Below are 18398 nucleotides of genomic sequence, written 5' to 3' on the forward strand. Positions count from 1 at the left end.
GGGTCACGTCGGCAGGAATGAGATTCGATGATGCGCAACCGTAGGAATCGGCAAGCCCCCCCGACGATGCACGGACAGGCGCGGATCGGCGGGCGGACATCGGAGTCCGAGGTCGGACAAGCCGAGGCGACAGCCGGTCGGAGTACGCCGGAAACGCGGGGGACGCCGATGTTTCGTGAGGTGGCGCTGCTGTCGTCGATCGGTGCGCTGGTCGCGGCGGGCCTGATCGCACGAGTGGTCAGCGCGCCGGTCGCCGACGGGCTGTGGTTGGCGGCGACCGTGGCCGCGTCGGTTCCGGCAGCGGTGTGGGTGGTTCGGGATCTGCGGAAGCGACGATACGGGGCGGACCTGCTGGCCTTGGTGGCGTTGGGCGGCGCCGCCGCGGTCGGTGAGTATTTCGCCGGTGCGCTGATCGCGCTGATGGTGGCCACCGGCCGAGTGCTGGACACCTATGCCGGTCGGCGGGCGAGCCGGGATCTGTCGGCGCTGCTGGCGCGGGCGCCGGTCCAGGCGCACTTACGTCGTGGAGGCTCCGTCGATACGGTCCCGGCCGCCGGGGTGATCGCCGGTGACACGGTGGTTGTGTTCCCGGGGGAGACCGTTCCGGTCGACGGTGTACTCGCCATGGAGGGAGTGTTCGACGAATCCGCACTGACCGGCGAATCGGCGCCGGTGGTGCGCCGTGCGGGTGACGATGTGCGCAGCGGCGTGGCGAATGCTGGTGCCACGGTTGATATTCGGGCATCGGCGAGTGCGGAGCAGAGCACGTACGCGGGGATCGTTACGCTGGCGCGTGAGGCGGCAGCGGCGGGGGCGCCGGTCGCTCGTCTGGCCGATCGTGTCGCGGTGTGGTTCCTGCCGATCGCGCTGGCGGTCGCTGGCGCGGCGTGGGCGGTCACTGCGGACCCGGTCCGGGCCGTCGCGGTGATCGTTACCGCGACACCGTGCCCGCTGCTGCTGGCGGTCCCGGTGGCGGTCACCGCGGGAATGTCGCGCAGCGCCCGGGCCGGCGTGGTCGTCAAGGACGGCGCTGCCCTCGAAACCCTCGGCCGCGCACGCACTCTCGCCATGGACAAGACCGGCACGGTAACTGTTGGGCGGCCCGAGGTGTTCGACGTCGCCATGGCTCCGGGCATCGATGATGACATGGTGCTGCGGCAGGCAGCGGCAGTCGAGCGGTACTCCCCGCACGTGCTGGCCTGCGCGGTAACCCGCGCCGCACGGCAACGCGGTGTGAAACCCCTTGCGGCGGAGGAGGTATCCGAACAGCCCGGGCGTGGTGCCACCGGTGTGGTCGAGGGGCGCCGGGTGCGGGTGGGGCGACTGCCGGAGCACACCGAGCCCGCGCCGTGGGCCGAGGCGGCGCTGCGGCGTGCACGGCTTGATCTGGCGAGCATCGTCTGGGTGTCCGTCGATGAGGTGCCCGTCGCCGCCCTGCTGGTGCGTGACCGGATCCGTCCCGACGCCGGCCGCACGATGCGCCGTTTGCGGGCCGCCGGCCTGCAGCGGCTGCTGCTGCTCACCGGCGATCGGGTCGACAACGCGGCCGAGGTGGCGCGCATGCTCGGCCTCAGCGAGGTGCGGGCCGACGCCGATCCGGCCGACAAGATCGCCGCCGTGCACGCGGAACGCCGCAACGGGGTGACAGTGATGGTGGGTGACGGCGTGAACGACGCACCCGCATTGGCCGCCGCGGACGTCGGTATCGCACTCGGCTCGCGCGGATCGACGGCGGCGGTGTCGGCGGCCGACGCGGTGATCGTGGACGATCGCATCGACCGGCTCGCCGACGCCGTCGACATCGCACAGCGCTCGCATCGGCTGGCGGTGCAGAGCGCCGTCGTCGGCATGGCGTTGTCGCTGCTGGCGATGATCGCCGCCGCGTTCGGCCTGCTGGTGCCTGCGGCGGGTGCGCTGGTGCAGGAGGGTATCGACATCGCCGTGATCCTGAATGCGTTGCGTGCCTTGCGGATCGGCCCGCATCGCGATACTGCTGCGATCGATCCGTTGGTTGCACGATTCGCGCGCGAGCACAACCGGCTGCAGTCGGCGCGAGCCTCGGTGCGCCAGGCGGCCGATGCGCTAGCGGACGGCTCCGCTGGGAGTGCGGACGCGGCGGTCCGGCGGTGCCTGGAACTGCTGACCGAGTATCTGCTGCCTCATGAGCATGCCGAGGAGTCCCAGCTGTATCCGGCATTGGCCGAATTCCTGCACGACCCCGAAGCAATGGTGACGATGAGCCGGGAACACAGCGAGATCGAGCGTCTCGTCGACCGTATCCGCCGCCACCTCGCCGAATCCCCGGACGGCCTGCGCGCGGACCAGCTCGCAGACCTCCGTGCCACCCTCTACGGGCTCGACGCGATCCTGACTCTGCACTTCGCTCAGGAGGACGAGGCGCTGTTCACCCTGGCGCACACCGATGGGTGAGGCGTGTACGGAGTAGCCGTGGGCATTGCCCTGGGAACGAATCCGAGGATTGCGTCGCGACGGCGCGCGATGCGGCGCAACAAGTCAGCAGCACCGGGTCGAACACTTGGCGCAGCCGATGACCCTGCGAATTGCACAGGGCCACAGTATTTTCTGCTGGTCAGCGCGCCGGTCGCACGATGATCACCGGGCAGTCGGCTGCATGCAGGACGGCTTGGCTGGTGGAACCGAGGGTCATGCCCGCGAAGCCGCCGTGGCCGTGACTACCGACCACGATCAGTTGGGCGTGGTCGGCGGTTGCGAGCAGCCGTTTGGCGGGCCGATCCTCGACAACCACGCGTTGCACTCGGACATCGGGGTACTTCTCGCTATAGCCTGCCAGGGTTTGGGCGAGCAGTTCCTCTGCCTCGTTCTGCATTTCGGTACGCGGGATGTAGCGGTTGAATTCGGACCAGGTGAGCACCGCGACCAGCGCGGCACGGCGTCGGGATGCCTCGTCGAAGGCGACATCGAGCGCGTGGGCGGAGCCCGGTGAGCCATCGACGCCGACCACTACCGGTCCGCGTGCCCGCTGCGGTGCGACGTGCTCGGGGATGACGGCGACCGGGCACTGGGCGTGTCGGGCGAGCGCGGTGCTCACCGAGCCGAGTAGGCCGCGACGGAATGCTCCGAAGCCGCGGGTGCCGACGACCAGCAGTCGCGCGTCCTCGGATCGGTCGATCAGCACCGGGATCGGCGGCGCCTCGACCACGAATGCTGTTATGTCTATTGGATGTACGGGATCGGTTGCCGCCCTTGCGGTTTCTTCTGCGGCAGTGATCGCGGCGGCCCCGGCTGCCCGGTACGCGTCGTAGTCCATCTGCGCGAAGGCGATCCCAGGGCCGAAGTCGATTGGGGCGCCGATCGCGTAGACGATGTGCAGCGGCGCGCCGTGCTGGGCTGCGTCGAGAGCGGCCCAGCGTACGGCGACGGTGCCGGTGGCGGAGCCATCGGTGCCGATCAGGACTGGGGGATTTGCGGTGGTGGACATGTGTTTTCGCGTTCTCTGCGAGAAGGAGTCCGCTCAGTGCGGGTGAACGACCATGACCGGGCAATGGGCTCGCTGGATCAGCGTGTTGCTGGTGGAGCCGAGCAGCAGTCCACGGAATCCACCACGGCCGCGGCTGCCGACGACGACCAGCTGCGCGGACTTCGACCATTCGATGAGCTGATGCCGCGGCCCGGACAGATACACCTTGCGGATTACCCTGACGTCAGGGTATTTCTCCTGCCATCCAGCCAACTGCTCGGCGAGCAGTTTCTCCGCCTCGGCTGCCACCGCGCGATCGGGGATGCTGCTCGGGATTCCGGCGAATCGGTCGAAGCGTAGATCGCTCCACGCGTGCACGGCGACGAGTGCGGAGTCGCGGTCGCTCGCTTCGGCGAATGCCATGCCAACGGCGGTCTCACTGAACTCGCTGCCGTCGACGCCGACCACCACTGGGCCGCCGCGTCGGGTCTGCTGCTCGGTGCCGGTGTCACGGACGACGACGATGGCGCCGTGGCCGTGGCTGGCCACGGCGAGCAATGTTGAGCCGAGGTGGCTGATGGTTCCGCCATCGCCCGACGCCCCGATCGCCACCAGGTGCGCCGACTCGGACCGCTGGATCAGCAGCCGCGCCGGATCAGCCTCGGAGACTTCGCATTCCACGGTCAGATCGGGATCGACGTCGTGGGCCAGCCTGCGGGCAGCAGCGACATGGTCGGTGCCATGGTCGCGGATCGTATCGGTTACGGCAGGCACCATGAGTTCGTAGGTTCCGAGGACGGCTTGTGTCGCGGCGAGGCCGAGGCCGTGCACGATGTCCAACCGGCGATGCCGCTGAGATGCCGTTTCCGCGGCCCAGAGGACGGCGAGATCGGAGGCTTCGGAGCCGTCTACACCGACCACCACCGCGGCCGATTCCAGCCGGTGTGGATCTTCGTTGTGCTCGGTGGTCATGCGCGTCCTTCGGGTATGTTGTTCAGGTACTCGTAGATTAGGAATCCGGCACAGTGCGGCACGCTGGTCCTTGGTCCTCAACCATGGGGCCAAAGGCCGCTGATTCCAGCCGGTTCCGCGACGGGTAAAGGCGGCCTCGGCATCGTCATGCCAACGGTGCGGACCAGCGCAGTACGGCACCTTCGGACGCCGTTGTCGATGCTGAAACTGCGGCCCGCACGCTCGGCGCGCACCGGCGGATTCGCCAGCCCGCTGCGCCGCGGCATTCGGTTGAGGTCCCGATGATCGTGGTTCGCTCACACTGATCGGGCAGTGCAAGCCCAGTGCCGCAGCGGCTCCGGGCTTTTCACTGCCCGATCACTCGCGACGGGCGAGTCGGCGCAGGCGTTCGTGCTCGAGGACGAACAGTGTGACGCTGGTGATGAAGCACAGCGCGGTGACGATGGCCCCGAGGGCGGTCCAGCCCGCGAATCCATAGCCGGCCGCGGTGAGGGTGGATGCCAGGCCCACAACTCCGGCGATGAAGACCACGATGCCGGGGATGTTGTACGGGTCGGCGAGGCTTTCGCCGGGCTTGCTGTGGTACGGCTCGCCGGATGTCCTGTCGCTCACGATATTTCCTCCAGTGTCGGTTGAGATCGGGGCGCGGCGGGGCGGTTTCGCCGCGGCCCATCGATCACCCTGCCCGCGCGGGGGCCGTGCGGGCAGGGGCGTTGGTCCTGTGGGAATCGGACCAAGGTCATCTGCGGAGATGCCCCCGTGCGAAGCGGCGGAAAGTACACCGCCGTCGCATCTTCGGGAGTTCGGGTTACTGGCCGGACAAGGTGCAGTCCCGTAGTGAGCGGCGTTCCGCTGCGGCGACCGCGCGGCTGGGCAGCGACCGGCGTGACCGAGACCGATGTGATGCCCGTGCGCACACGGCCTTCGGCGAATTCGGGGTCGTTCGACGCCGAACTATCGAATTGTTCTGGGTCTGAGCGTCTCTCGATGTCGGCACCGATCATTACGGTCGAAGGCCGCGGCTGCAGTGGCGTTGGACCTCCTGGCAGGTCGGGTACACCTCAGCTCAGGGCGCGATTACCGTCGATTGCGGCTGCGGCAGGCCGAGCGCTTGCGCGATCATCGACGACCAGGTGCGGATCGCGCTCCAGTCGCGCAGATCGCCGTAGCGGCCGCCGCCCATCAGTCGGTACTGCATGCGTGCCCGCGGCGAAACCCCGGCGCGTTCGTAATGCCCGGCGAAGGCGCGGTAGTCCCACGGGGCGACCGACGCGATGAGGGCCGCGATCTTCTTCGGCACGGTGCGACCGATCAGCCGCCCGATCGGGCCGCGTAGTGCCGGGCCGAGGCCGACACTGAACATCCAGACATCGGCGTTGCGCAGCGCTTCGCGATGGGTTCGGACGAAAGTCGTCGCGGCGGGCAAGAAGTCCATATTGTGCACCGCGCTACCGAGGATGATCGCGCGGAAGCGGGACAACTCGGGTGCGTGTTCGACGTCGCTCAATTCCACCTCGGCGCCACGAGCGCGGAAATCGGCAGCGATGAACTCGGCGATATCGCGGGTGGATCCCTGTGCGGTCGCGTAGATGACCGCGATCCGAGGCGTATTCGATTCCATCCCCTCAGCGTGGCGCAGCCTGGGGCTCACCGGTCAGAGCCGTGATGCCCGTGGTCTCGGGACCAATGGCCCCGCCGGCGAAATGGCTGTCAATATGACAATCCGCCGGCAGGGGGTGTCATGGCGCGTGTGCGAGCTGGGCCGCGATGCCGTTCGCCCACGCCTGGATTCCATCCCGGTCGCGGTAGTCGCCGGCCATCTTCTTCGCCATTGCCGATGCCGGGAAGCCGCGCGCGTCGCGCTCCAAGCGGCCACCGAATATCGCGTAGTTGCGGGCGTCGAGCCGATCGGCCGCCTTGCGGACGGTGCGCGCGCCGTAGACCTTGTCGGGGTCTTGATCGGCCGAGTGGTCGAGAGGTCCGCTGCCGAAGACCCAGACGGGTCGTTCCCTGAGCTGACGGGCGAAGCGGCGCGCGAAGCCGCGGGCGTGGCGATGCCATCGGCCGGAGTAGAGCGCACCGCCGAGCACCACTGCGCCATATCCGCTGAGCGAGCGGACCTCGTCGGCGGACTTCACCTCCGCCGCGATATGCGCCTCGCGCAGCGTGTCGCCGATCCATTGCGCGATTTCGGCGGTACCGCCGCGTTTGGAACCGTAGGCCACCAGAACGGATTCGTGTGTCATGACGAATTCCTCTCCGTGCGTGCGGTGTGGTGCTGGATCAGGTGGCGACGAGGTGGCTGTCGACAGGGTCTGGACCTGGGACCATTTCCACGGTCACGTGGACCTCGACGGCCCCGGCGAAGTAGGGCGTGATCGGGATCGCAGCCGCGAGACCGGCGGAGCTGGTCACGGCGTGCCAACGAATGCCGTCGGAGCTGGGCGGTGACAGGAAGACCGGTGCCGCCGAACCGCGCAGGGTGAAACGCACCTCGACACCTTCGACTTCGGTGCCGGACGAATCGGAGACCTGCGCGACACACGATTCGGGAAACAGTGTTCCGGCGGGGGTCTTCTGGTTGTTCCCCGCATGGACGTGCAGCCTGTTCTCGGCCATGGCATACCTTTCGACATCCTCCGGGGATACCCGAGTCAATCGCGGCTCACGGCCGCCGATCAAGAGTCTTTGGTCCCCGTCCAGGTCGGTGGAGCGTCACCGCCGATGACCCCTCCCCGGCCCGTCGTACCCGGCTGAGCACAACGGATACCGCAACCAGGAAGGTTCCGATCGGGTTCTCGAACCACGCTTGGCACCGAGCCCGGTGCCGACCGTGTCAAGAACTCATCCGCCGTTGATCCGACACTCCGGCGCCAACCGGCTGCTCTACAGCGCAGTCGGCTGGTGCCCGGCCAGCCTGGCTGATGGCGCGGCTGAGGTTCCGGCAAGCACCAGCGCTGCGCTCATTCGCAGTGCAGGTAGTCGATGAGGAGGTGATCCGAGCAGCTGTGGTTCACAGCGACCGCTCCCGGACGATCCGCGCGATGTCGATGTGGCGGATGTGGCGTAGGTGATGGGAGTTGGACGAGCAGAGCGGCAGCATACGCAACCGCTCCGGGTATTGCGGTAAGCCGGTCGGAGACGGCTTGCTCGTCGGTCACGCCGGGGCGAAGTTTCACCAGCACCCTGGTGGCCGGCACCGGTCCGATCCTCTGCCGGAGAGAGTCGGTCGATACGTAGACGACCGGCGATAACGGTTCGTCGACGAAACCCGTCACCGGCGCGGTGAAGCGGTGCCCTGTCGCCGTGTCGGAAATCTCGACCGTGTCGCCGATCGAGATTCCAAGTCTGTCCTGCAACCCGGATCCCAACAGTAAGCCGTTGTCGGACAGCTGGTTCGAGCCGGATGTCGCGGTGAACCGGTGCATCTGTGTCGAGGTGGACAGGCTGATCACAAGGGTGTCGTAGTGCCGCCCTCCTGCGGAGAGGACAATGTCGTAGCGGCCGACGGGTTCGGCCACCGCGACATCGGGGTCTTGCCGAACGCGTGCCAACACGGAGTCGGTCGCGCCGGGAACGGTGGCGATCTCGCCGTCCTGCACCGTGATTCGGCCGTACTGGCGATCGATCAAGGTGACGACGGTGTCCCGGAGGCCGGCGAACACCATCACCAGGCTCACCGAGACAACCACGCCGATCCGTCTCGCGCCGACCGACAGCTCCACGAGCTGATGCACACCCGGTTCGAGGACGAAATCATCAGAGCCACAACATGAATCAGCCACCGATATCGTGAAGGACGATGAGCATCACTACACCGTCTCTGATCACGCCCGCCGCGTAGACAACCGGCGGTCGCCCTTGGCGAGCAAGCCACGCAGGCGGCGCAGGGGCCAGGTGTTGATGACCTGGGCCGGCTCGGCCCAGCCGCGTTGTGCCGTCGCGACACCGAAGCGCATGTGGTCCAAGTGGGGGAGAGCGTGGGCGTCGGTGTCGATGGCGAACATGACGCCGAGTTCGCGGGCCCGCCTGATCAGTTCGTCATCGAGGTCGAGCCGGTCGGGAAATGCGTTGATCTCCAAGGCGGTTCCGTTCCGGGCGGCGGCGGTGAACACCGCGTCGGCATCGAATTCGATCGGTGGCCGGCGGCCGAGGATGCGGGTGGTGGGGTGGCCGATTATATCGACGCAGGGGTGTTCGATGGCGGTGATGAGCCTGCGGGTCATCGCCTCGGGTGATTGGTCGAAGTGGGAATGCACGGAGGCGATGAGGATGTCGAAGCCGGCGAGGAATTCGTCATCCCAATCCAGAGTGCCGTCGGCGGCGATGTTCAGTTCCGAGCCGTGCAGCACCGCGATCCGGTACCTCGAGGCGATCTCACGCAGCTCGCGCCGCTGGCCGAGGGCCTTCTGGCGGGTCATCCGCTGCATCGCGAGCAGCGGAGCGTGATCGGTGATGGCGCAGTATCGGTAGCCGTGGTGTGCCGCGGCGGCGATCATGTCCTCGGCGCCGGCCAGGCCATCGGTGAGATCGGTGTGCATATGCAGGTCGCCGTTCAGGTCGGTGACCTCGACCAGTCGGGGCAACTGTCCGGCCGCTGAGGCCTCCACTTCGCCGCGGTCCTCGCGCAGGGTCGGCGGAATCCAAGGCAGTTCGAGCGCGTCGTAGACCTCTGCCTCGGTGGCCGCCGCCAAGGGGCGGTCGGTGTCGGCGTCGAAGAGTCCGTATTCGCTCAGTTTCAGTCCGGCCCGGACGGCCAGCTTCCGGATGTGGATGTTGTGGGCCTTGGATCCGGTGAAATACAGCAGCGCGGCACCCCACGAGGAGGCGGGAACGACGCGCAGATCCACCTGAATGCCCTGGGTTGTCACAATCGATGATTTGGTGCGGCCGTGCGCGAGGATCCGATCGACCAGCGGCCGCGTGCAGAAGTGGTCCATGACCGTGTCCGGGTCGTCGGCCGCGACGAGTAGGTCGATATCGCCGACGGTGTCGCGCATGCGGCGCAGCGACCCGGCGTAGTCGACCCGGCTCACCTGAGGCAGCGCCGCAAGATCGGCGACGAGACCCTCGGCGATGTCGAGTGCGACCGCCAGCGGGATGCGGCCCCCGGACTGCTGCATGTGGCGGATCGACTCTGCGAGATTGCGTTCGCTGGTCTCGCCCCAGCCCTTCAGGGTGCGCAGCCGTTCGTCGTGCAGCGCGGTCATCAGCTCCGGCATCGAGCAGATGCCCAGCTCCTCGTACACCTGCTGGGCCCGGCGCGGTCCGAGTCCCGGAATCCCCAGCAGGGCACGCAGCCCGGCGGGCAATTGGGCGTGCAATTCTTCCAGGTCCGCGATCCGGCCGGTGCGGCGCAGTTCGAGCAGGCGGTCGGCGGTGTGTGCGCCGACCGCCGGAATCGCCATCAGCCCTTTGCGGTCGAGGGTGTCGATGTCGAGGTGATACCCCGTGACCGAACGGGCCGCCTTCTCATACGAGCGCACCCGGTACGGATCACCGCCGGAGATCGCGATCAGATCCGCCATCTCCCATAACGATTGGGCCGCAACGTCATTCGAGCGCATGGACGACTCGGCACATCTCGCGATCGGGCGCCGGCGCTGCGACCGTGCCGCGGAGGCCCACGTCGATATGCTCCGCAACGGAGGAATCGGTGCGCTGCAGCACCTGGCCGGCGGTGACCGCCACCGAGAGGTTGAAGGTAGCCAGGGGTCCGGGCTCGGCCTTGGCCATGACGAAGTCCTCGATATCGGGATGGCGGACGTCGAGGACCGCCATATTGGCCCCACGGCGGCGCCCGCCGAGCCGGATCACCTGTGACGCAGCGTCGTACAGCTCGATGAACGAGACCGGCCCGCTGGCGATGCCGCCGCTCGAGGCGATCACATCGCCACGAGGTCGCAGGCGGGAGAACGAGAATCCGGTGCCCGCACCGGCCTGGTGCAGCAGCGCACTGGTGCGTAGCGATCCGAAGATCGACTCCAGTGAGTCCTCGATCGGAAGCCCGGGAGTTTCGCGGATACGGCCCTCGGCGTCGCGGCGCAGGTAGCGTTGCGCCAGCACAGCGAGCGCAGTCGGCTGCAGACCCACGTCGTCGACGACGCCATCGATCGGTCCCGATCGCTCGGGCACGGCGTATTCACCTCCTCGGCACGCGGTCTGCTATCAGCATCGTCCGGTTCGGACGCGGTTCGCGCGGTCCGACAGGCACCTACCGCGAGGACTTACGTCATCCCGGTGCAGGGCCCGCCGACTCTGCTCCGGCCGGATTCGACCGGGCAAAGTAGTCGATGCCGGGCACCGACTGCCTCGGGCACAAGGTGACCATGGTGGCGCTGCGGCTGGTCCTGTGGAAGGACTTCGGTCATCTCCGCCGGCGCCATGGAAGAGGGTGTCGATGCGAAATACGCCAAGGGCATCAGCGGTATCGCGACATCACGGCCTTGATCGTTGACGAGGCGGATGTTGCGGACTTTGGTGGCTGCCTCGATGCCGGTAGGGCTGCCCTTGACTCGAGGGTTTTGATGACGGTCACGGTGTCGCAGTCGGCGAACTCGAGCAGGCGGGACAGAGCGGTAGGGTCTCGGTCCCCGAGTTTCTCTTCGTGAGTTGTTATGCGGTGGTGAGGAATTCGATGATCACGCGATTGACTTCCTCGGGCCGCTCGAGGTAGCCGTAATGTCCGCAGCGTTCGATCTCGACGTAACGCGCGCCGGGGACGGCGGCGGCGACCTCGCGGCCGAAGAGAGCGGGTGTCATCTGGTCGTCGGCGAATCCGATGACCAAGCTGGGTGCGGTGATGCGCGCGTAGTCGGGCAGGCGGTCGCGGGAGCGGTCCATGCTGATCTGGGCTCGTACGCCGGGTGGCGTTTTGCCGGTAGTGAATTCGAAGATGTCGAGCCATTCCTGGGCCTTGGCTTCATCTTTGAGGGTGTGCGGTGACAGGTTCAGCATTGCCTTGATGGCCGCCGCGTAGGGCGCGGGCAGCTGGATGTCGTTGTCGTACAAGGCTTGTTCGCCGAGGTTGAGCGTGCGCGAGAGCGGATGTGGTCGTCCCGCGGCCCCGAGCATGACGGCCTTGGCGACCACACCGGGTCGAGCCAGCGCCAGTTCCTGCACGACCCGTGCGCCCATCGAGTGGCCGACCACATGGGCGCGACCCCCGCCCAGATGCTCGATCAGCGCTGCGGTATCGGCGACGAGATCGTCGATACCGAAGCCGTCGGCGCATTCGTCCGAGGGCGCGATCCCGCGGTTGTCCACAGTCGCGACCCGGAACCCCGCATTTACCAGCGCGGGCACCTGATAGGTGCGCCAGACCCGACCCGGACTTCCGGTTCCCATGACCAGCAGCACCAGCGGACCGGTCCCAGTGACTTCGTAGCTGAGTCGGATCCCGTTGAGAGTGGCGATCGGCATGGTCCTTCTTCCGTCTCGTGGCGCGTCGAGTGACGAACAGTGTTGTGGCGCTGCGACTTCAGCAGTGGTATCGAGAGGTGAACGTTGCGGATTCAGGCGCGACCGTGGCGGTGTTCGTAGGCTTGGCGCTCGGCCTCGGCGCGTTGTTGATTGACGCCGGATTCGGCCAGGGTTGGGTCGAGGCCATGTTTGATCAGACGGTGGCGTCGGTAGACATACATCAGCGCGAGGGTGAAATAGATCAGCGGCAGATACAGCAGCGCCATCATCGCCACGCCCATCCATTTCGGGCCCGGTATCAGTAGGAACAGGCACAGCACCGGAATCACGGGGATCAGGAACCGCATCAGGTAGCGGCGCACCGCACCCGGTCCGATCAGGTCGTTGCGTACCCAGTCCGACATCGCCGCGGGCAGCGTGGCCCCGCAGATGTAGCCGATCCGCTGACGGAAGGTGGGGGACGTGCGCTCGGTCATCGGCTCGGCATTCTGGTCGTTGGTGTGGTTGTGCATGCGTGCGGTGTCCACCGGGGCTGCACTGTTTGCTAAAGTTCGCAACCAGGATATCGGTTGTCCGCGCCGATACCTCAACACCCCGGGAGGATGGTTCACCACATGTGGGGATCGAGGGCGCTGCGGTATCGGATGAAGGCCAACTTCTCCAAGACGCTCAGTCGTCCCCGGACGTATTCGAGTTCGGAGCTGTCGAGCGAACGCGAGGGCTGATCGCAGTGGGCGCGATCACCCGCTACACCTATGGCAACTGATTGCATGATTTCTAAACTAGACACCTAGTTAGTTTCGTAAGGAGAAGACCTGTGACCGATCGCTTTGCGTCCACCTTGGTTCCTCCGGCCCCGGCCGATCATCCGGGTATCACTGCGTGGGTCGCCGAGGTGGCCGAGCTGACCGCGCCGGATCGCGTTGTCTGGTGTGACGGCTCGCGCGATGAGTGGGATCGGTTGACCGCGGAGCTGGTCGAGAAGGGCACGTTCGTCCCGCTCGAAGGGAAGCCGAATTCGTTCTGGTGCGTATCGGATCCGGAGGATGTCGCGCGCGTGGAGGATCGCACCTTCATCTGCTCCGAGGAGCAATCGGATGCGGGCCCGACGAACAATTGGGTGGACCCGGTCGATATGCAAACGGTAATGACCGAGCACTTCCGTGGCGCGATGTCGGGGCGGACCATGTATGTGATCGCGTTCTGCATGGGGCCTTTGGATGCGGCGGAGCCGAAATATGGTGTGCAGATCACCGATTCGGCATATGTGGCGGTGTCGATGCAGATCATGACTCGCTCTGGTGCGCCGGTGTGGAAAACGCTCACCAGCGATACGGAATTCGTGCAGTGCCTGCACTCGGTGGGCGCGCCGCTGAGCCCTGGCCAGCAGGATGTGCCGTGGCCGTGCGATAGGACCAAGTACATCGCCCACTTCCCGGAGACCCGCACCATCTGGAGCTACGGCTCGGGTTACGGCGGCAATGCCCTGCTCGGCAAGAAGTGCTTCGCGCTGCGGATCGCCTCGGTGCTCGGCCGCGACGAGGGGTGGCTGGCCGAGCACATGCTGATCCTGAAACTCAGCTCCCCGCAAGGCAAGACGCACTACATCGCGGCGGCGTTCCCGTCCTCCTGCGGTAAGACCAACCTCGCCATGCTCGAACCGGCGCTGCCGGGCTGGAAAGCCGAGACCATCGGCGACGATATCGCCTGGATGCGCTTCGGTGCGGACGGGCGGCTCTACGCGGTGAACCCGGAGGCCGGATTCTTCGGTGTCGCACCGGGTACTGGCGCGAAAACAAACCCCAACGCGATCGCCACTATCGATGTCGGCAACTCGATCTTCACCAATACCGCGCTCACCGACAACGGCGATGTGTGGTGGGAGGGGCTGACCGAGCAGCCACCCGCGCACCTCACCGACTGGCGCGGCCAGAGCTGGACGCCGGAGTCGGGTACCCCTGCGGCGCATCCGAATTCGCGTTATTGCACGCCCATCGAGCAGTGCCCGTCGGTGGCGCCGGAGTGGAACGACCCAACGGGCGTGCCGATCTCGGCGATCTTCTTCGGCGGCCGCCGTGCCACCACGGTGCCGCTGATCGCCGAATCCTTCGACTGGGAGCATGGGGTGTTCACCGCATCGGTGCTGTCGTCGGAGACCACCGCCGCTGCGGCGGGCAAGGTCGGTGTCGTGCGGCGCGATCCGATGGCGATGCTGCCGTTCCTGGGCTATCACGTCGGGGACTACTTCGCGCACTGGCTCGAGCTGGGTGCGGCGGCCGATCCGGCGAAGCTGCCGAAGATCTTCCAGGTCAACTGGTTCCGTCGCAACGCAGACGGCAAATTCCTCTGGCCGGGCTTCGGCGATAACGTCCGTGTGCTGAAGTGGGCGCTGGAACGCCTCGACGGCAGCGCGCCCGCGTCGTGGACGCCGATCGGACATGTACCGACCCAGAACGCGCTCGACCTCAACGGCCTAGGTGAGGGCTACCGCGCGCTGGTCGGCGACGCACTCGCCGTCGACACCGAGGAATGGGTGGCCGAAACTCGTTCCATCGATGAGTGGTACGCCACCATCGGCGGCAACCGGTTACCCGAGGTGCTGCGCGAGCAGCTCGCTGCGCTGAAGTTGCGTCTGCTCGGCGCCCGCTGACCATGCGTAGCCTCCTACCAGCCTGGTCGGACTGGGCGCCCGCCGTCCGTGCCCCAGGAGCGGACCTGCTGGCCGGGCTGATCGTCGCATTGGTGGCGCTGCCGCTGGCGCTCGGCTTCGGGATCAGCTCGGGCCTGGGTGCGGCCGCGGGGCTGGCCACGGCCGTGGTCGCGGGTGCGCTGGCCGCGGTGTTCGGCGGTTCCCGGTTTCAGGTGTCGGGGCCCACGGGCGCGATGACGGTGGTGCTCGTGCCGATCGTGCATCAGCACGGCGCGACCGGTGTGCTGACGGTCGGCTTGCTGGCGGGTGTGGTGCTTGTGGTGCTCGCGGTGGCGGGCGTCGGGCGTGCGGTGCGCTACATGCCCGCCCCGGTGATCGAGGGGTTCACCGCGGGGATCGCGGTCGTGATTGCGCTGCAACAGTTTCCGGCCGCCTTGGGCGTCGCGCACGCCGAAGGCGACAAGGTGTGGCAGTCCGCGGCCGATGCCGTGCGCCGCTTTGTCGACGAACCGAGCTACGCGACGCCGGTGACCGCGCTGGTGGTCGCCGCCGTCATCCTCATCGGTGGACGCTTTCTGCCGAAGGTGCCGTTCGCGCTGGTCGCGGTCGCCATTGGCACGATCGTCACCGCCGTGGTCGACCTGGACCTCGCGCGGATCGGGACCATCCCCTCTGGGCTGCCCGCGCCCTCGTTGAGTTTTCTGCACCTGGGCGAATTGGGGTCGTTGATCGGGCCCGCGCTCGCGGTGGCGGCGCTGGCCGCCCTCGAGTCGCTGCTGTCGGCGACCGCCGCCGACTCCATGTGCGTGGGCACCCGTCACAATCCGGATCGGGAGCTGTTTGGGCAGGGGCTGGCCAATATCGCGGCGCCACTGTTCGGTGGTGTCCCGGCGACCGGCGCGATCGCCCGCACCGCGGTCAACGTCCGCTCCGGCGCCCGAACCCGGCTGGCCGCGCTCATCCATGCGGTGCTGCTGGCCGCGATCATCTATCTGGCCGCGCCGTTGGTGGCCGATATCCCGGTCGCGGCGCTGGCGGGTGTGCTGCTCGCGACCACGGTGCGGATGGTGGAAACCGCGTCGCTGCTCGCGATCGCTCGCGCCTCGCGTGGCGACGCGATCATCATGGTGGTCACCTTCGGTGTCACGGTCGCTCTGGACCTGGTCACCGCAGTCGCGGTCGGTGTCGGGTTCGCGGTCGTGCTCGCGTTGCGGTCGGTCGCGCGAGAGGCCCGCCTCGAGCAGGTGCCCCTCGATGAGAGCGACCATCTCGCCGAGGAACACGACCTGCTGCGCGATCACATCGTCGCCTACCGGATCGACGGGCCGCTGTTCTTCGCCGCCGCACACCGGTTCTTGCTGGAGCTGGCCGAGGTCACCGACGTCAAGGTCGTCATTGTGCGCATGTCGAAGGTGACTGCCCTGGACACCACGGGTGCGCTCGTGCTCAAGGACGCCATCACCAAACTCGAGCACCGCCACATCACCGTGCTGCTGTCCGGGCTACGCGCCGATCACCGACGCCGACTGGCAGCGGTTGGCGCGCTACCCGTCGGAGGTGAAGACAGCATCTTCGCGAATACACGTGAGGCCATCGATCATGCTCGCCGGTATATACCGATGTCGCACAACCTGTAACGCGGATCTACCCGACCAGGCGGGGAAGATCACCCACAACAATGTGCAGTCGGGCTGGCGGCACGCGATCTCACGGCGACGCCGTCATTGACCAGGCGCACCGAGGGCAGCGCCAAGTCACCGTTGTGTCGGGTGGGTTGCCGACGCCCCGGGCAGCCTGCGATCGGCCAGGGAGGATGATCGTCGGGCCGCACGCAGCGAGTGCGTCGGCGGTCAGCACCGGCGAACGATGCCCACTTCTGAAGCGGTCGAGTCAGCTGGTGGACTCGACCGCCAGGCTGGTTTCGGACAGTTCCTCGAGCAGTTCGGCCTGCCCGGCGACCACGCCGGTGAGAATGGCCCGCGCCACCGCCAACAGCTCCGCAACCCGCGGTGACGTCAACGCATATGACACCGAAAGCCCCTCACGCCGCGCGGTGACCAGACCGGTACGCCGCAAAATGGCCAACTGCTGCGACAGATTCGCCGGCTCGATACCGACCTCCGGCAACATCTCCGACACCGCGTAGTCGCGTTCACTGAGCAGTTCCAACACCCGAATACGCGCCGGATGCCCCAGCGTCTTGAAGAAGTCGGCCTTCATCCGATAGAGCGGTTGGCGTGCATCCGCCATGGTGTCCTCCACCCTCCGAAGAACCAACAGCATCGAGGTTACTTTCTAATCTTAGCAACTCGCCAGATCAGTGAGATTGAACGCGACCTCCCCGCCGCCACAGAGCCACCCGGCGTCGATGAACTGGTGTGGATCGTATGAATGCTGACCAGCCCGCACGATATCGAACTCGATCTCGACGACCTGGAACTGCTGCTTGTGCTCACCACCGCCCCCGTGCCGCCCCGTCGCCGAAAACATAGCAGCAGATATCCGCGTGGTACGAGGTTGGCGTCGTTCGGTTGTCATCGACAAGCCGCACAAGCTCGTTCGGCCTGACTGCGACCGCCAGCTGGTAGCGAACGTACTGACAGATGTGATTCCGTCATTCGATCCGTCCCACCAAAATCTCACACTTTTGATGGGAATCGACCGGATCTGATCGGACATAATGGGCAGGTCGCCATACTGAAAATAGGGCTTGACCAGGCGCATTGAGATTCACCGAGCCGTGTCGATGAGACTAGAACCTGTGTCAGGTGGTCGTAGGTTCAAATCCCAGCAATTCGGTTGCAGTTGTGTCGCTTCAGATGTACATGCACTAGAGAAACCGTCCTCCATGGGGATTCGCGATCCACCCGACAAGCTTGATGGTGGAGTTCACGCTCAGTGGGTAGTTGGTCACTCTCATCGGACCACTGCCATGGCGACTGCGGATAGTCCTGGGTTAGTCGAGCCGTGCGGAGTCGGGTTCGGTACGCAGAAAGTGCGCAGCAGCACCGATCCGGCTCGTCGCGAATCCAACATCGCCAACACGGAATCCGCTGGTCGATCATCTTCACCAACGCCGCTAACTACAGCAAACGTCCAGGTGGTAGTCCGAGCTGTACTTCGATGGGACTCAATACAGTTCACTCCCACGGCTCAGCCCTTCGCAGCACCGGTATCTGGTCTTTCGCACCATGCCCCACGGCCTCCCGCAACCTGGGCGCGAGTCATCTCCGTTCGGCGGACGGCACTCGGCTTGCGACCTATCCTCTTGCTTGTGGATTGGTCCAGTGTGGCGTGGGTTCCGATCACAGTGGCTGCCACTGCGTTCGCGACCGCCCTCATAACCGTCAAAGTCAATTCGGCCTCCGCTCATATCCAGCACCATCTGTCCTTTCGTACGGACAAGCGGGAAGCGGTGTACGCGTTCCTAGAAGCGGCACAGCAGATGGACAGAATCGCACTGGACAGATCGAGTCACATCAACACCGATGGCGACACCAAAGCTACTGCGACACATCAGCTTTGGCACCGACAGAAATGCATCTCGGTCATCGGCAGCCCGCGCCTTCGATCGACCTGCGAGACATATACGCATGTACTGAACCAAGCCGTATGGGGAACTGTCCTGACCAGAGAGGAGATCAGTGCATTCATGAACGACAGCCGAAACGAGTTCATAGAAGCAGCGCGGGTTGAACTGGACCCAGCAGAGCTCGTAGGCAGGCTGTCGTCGCTTCGGAGACTCATCCGACTGTTGCCGAACTGAGCCGCCGCCCGAATGCTGTGACCGCGACGGCGACAGCCGCGGACTGCCTGGCGCATAGGGCGGCAGCACTCGCGGCTGATCACGCGCCGGACACGCCTTCCGGGGCCCGATGCAACGCCCAATGCAGACGAAACCACTCGCGTCGTGCA

General features: G+C 66.3%; 16 protein-coding genes. 3 read left to right on the top strand and 13 right to left on the bottom strand.

All coding sequences use genetic code 11. The features are described from left to right. The first annotated feature begins 168 nt into the window (after positions 1 to 168). Positions 169 to 2430, top strand: a complete 2262-nt coding sequence (locus tag ACQP2D_RS16850; RefSeq protein ID WP_433684630.1) for a heavy metal translocating P-type ATPase — start codon at positions 169 to 171, stop codon at positions 2428 to 2430. A 160-nt stretch (positions 2431 to 2590) separates the two neighbouring features. On the opposite strand, the gene ACQP2D_RS16855 is transcribed toward ACQP2D_RS16850, so the two are convergent. The 12 genes from ACQP2D_RS16855 to ACQP2D_RS16910 all read right to left on the bottom strand — a co-directional run bounded on the left by ACQP2D_RS16855 (position 2591) and on the right by ACQP2D_RS16910 (position 12605). After that, positions 2591 to 3460, bottom strand: coding sequence for a universal stress protein (locus ACQP2D_RS16855; RefSeq protein WP_433684631.1), 870 nt, complete (start codon positions 3458 to 3460; stop codon positions 2591 to 2593). A 33-nt stretch (positions 3461 to 3493) separates the two neighbouring features. After that, entirely contained in the window at positions 3494 to 4411 is a 918-nt protein-coding gene (locus ACQP2D_RS16860) for a universal stress protein (protein WP_433684632.1), read from the bottom strand. Between the two features lie 357 nt (positions 4412 to 4768). After that, entirely contained in the window at positions 4769 to 5023 is a 255-nt protein-coding gene (locus ACQP2D_RS16865) for a hypothetical protein (protein ID WP_433684633.1), read from the bottom strand. Between the two features lie 454 nt (positions 5024 to 5477). Further along, positions 5478 to 6032 (bottom strand): flavodoxin domain-containing protein, encoded by a 555-nt coding sequence (locus ACQP2D_RS16870; RefSeq protein ID WP_433684634.1) that lies wholly within the window; start codon positions 6030 to 6032, stop codon positions 5478 to 5480. Positions 6033 to 6150: 118 nt separating this feature from the next. Then, entirely contained in the window at positions 6151 to 6657 is a 507-nt protein-coding gene (locus tag ACQP2D_RS16875) for a flavodoxin domain-containing protein (RefSeq protein ID WP_433684635.1), read from the bottom strand. Between the two features lie 37 nt (positions 6658 to 6694). After that, entirely contained in the window at positions 6695 to 7030 is a 336-nt protein-coding gene (locus ACQP2D_RS16880; RefSeq protein WP_433684636.1) for a hypothetical protein, read from the bottom strand. Positions 7031 to 7374: 344 nt separating this feature from the next. Further along, positions 7375 to 8148, bottom strand: a complete 774-nt coding sequence (locus ACQP2D_RS16885) for an ABC transporter permease (RefSeq protein WP_433684637.1) — start codon at positions 8146 to 8148, stop codon at positions 7375 to 7377. Positions 8149 to 8238: 90 nt separating this feature from the next. Beyond that, on the bottom strand, positions 8239 to 9978 hold the full coding sequence (gene polX / locus ACQP2D_RS16890) for a DNA polymerase/3'-5' exonuclease PolX (protein ID WP_433684638.1): 1740 nt from the start codon (positions 9976 to 9978) through the stop codon (positions 8239 to 8241). Then, positions 9965 to 10546: a hypothetical protein gene (locus ACQP2D_RS16895; RefSeq protein ID WP_433684639.1), complete on the bottom strand. Its 582-nt coding sequence runs from the start codon at positions 10544 to 10546 to the stop codon at positions 9965 to 9967. Before ACQP2D_RS16895 ends, polX begins: the two co-directional genes overlap by 14 nt. A 480-nt stretch (positions 10547 to 11026) precedes the next feature. Next, positions 11027 to 11833 (bottom strand): alpha/beta fold hydrolase, encoded by an 807-nt coding sequence (locus ACQP2D_RS16900; protein ID WP_433684640.1) that lies wholly within the window; start codon positions 11831 to 11833, stop codon positions 11027 to 11029. 92 nt (positions 11834 to 11925) lie between these two features. Beyond that, a complete protein-coding gene (locus tag ACQP2D_RS16905) occupies positions 11926 to 12309 on the bottom strand; it encodes a DUF5313 family protein (RefSeq protein ID WP_433685679.1) in 384 nt (127 codons plus the stop codon). Between the two features lie 131 nt (positions 12310 to 12440). Beyond that, positions 12441 to 12605 (bottom strand): hypothetical protein, encoded by a 165-nt coding sequence (locus ACQP2D_RS16910; protein WP_433684641.1) that lies wholly within the window; start codon positions 12603 to 12605, stop codon positions 12441 to 12443. 45 nt (positions 12606 to 12650) lie between these two features. On the opposite strand from ACQP2D_RS16910, the gene ACQP2D_RS16915 reads away from it, so the two are divergent. Next, entirely contained in the window at positions 12651 to 14483 is a 1833-nt protein-coding gene (locus tag ACQP2D_RS16915) for a phosphoenolpyruvate carboxykinase (GTP) (protein WP_433684642.1), read from the top strand. Between the two features lie 2 nt (positions 14484 to 14485). Then, a complete protein-coding gene (locus ACQP2D_RS16920; protein ID WP_433684643.1) occupies positions 14486 to 16120 on the top strand; it encodes a SulP family inorganic anion transporter in 1635 nt (544 codons plus the stop codon). Positions 16121 to 16373: 253 nt separating this feature from the next. Here the strand turns inward: ACQP2D_RS16920 and ACQP2D_RS16925 are convergent, their stop codons facing one another. Continuing rightward, the gene (locus ACQP2D_RS16925) at positions 16374 to 16733 is read right to left on the bottom strand and encodes an ArsR/SmtB family transcription factor (RefSeq protein ID WP_433684644.1); all 360 of its coding nucleotides are present in this window, start codon (positions 16731 to 16733) and stop codon (positions 16374 to 16376) included. Positions 16734 to 18398 lie beyond the last annotated feature (1665 nt).

The sequence above is a fragment of the Nocardia sp. CA-119907 genome (genome assembly GCF_050955995.1).
Taxonomy (GTDB): Bacteria; Actinomycetota; Actinomycetes; order Mycobacteriales; family Mycobacteriaceae; genus Nocardia.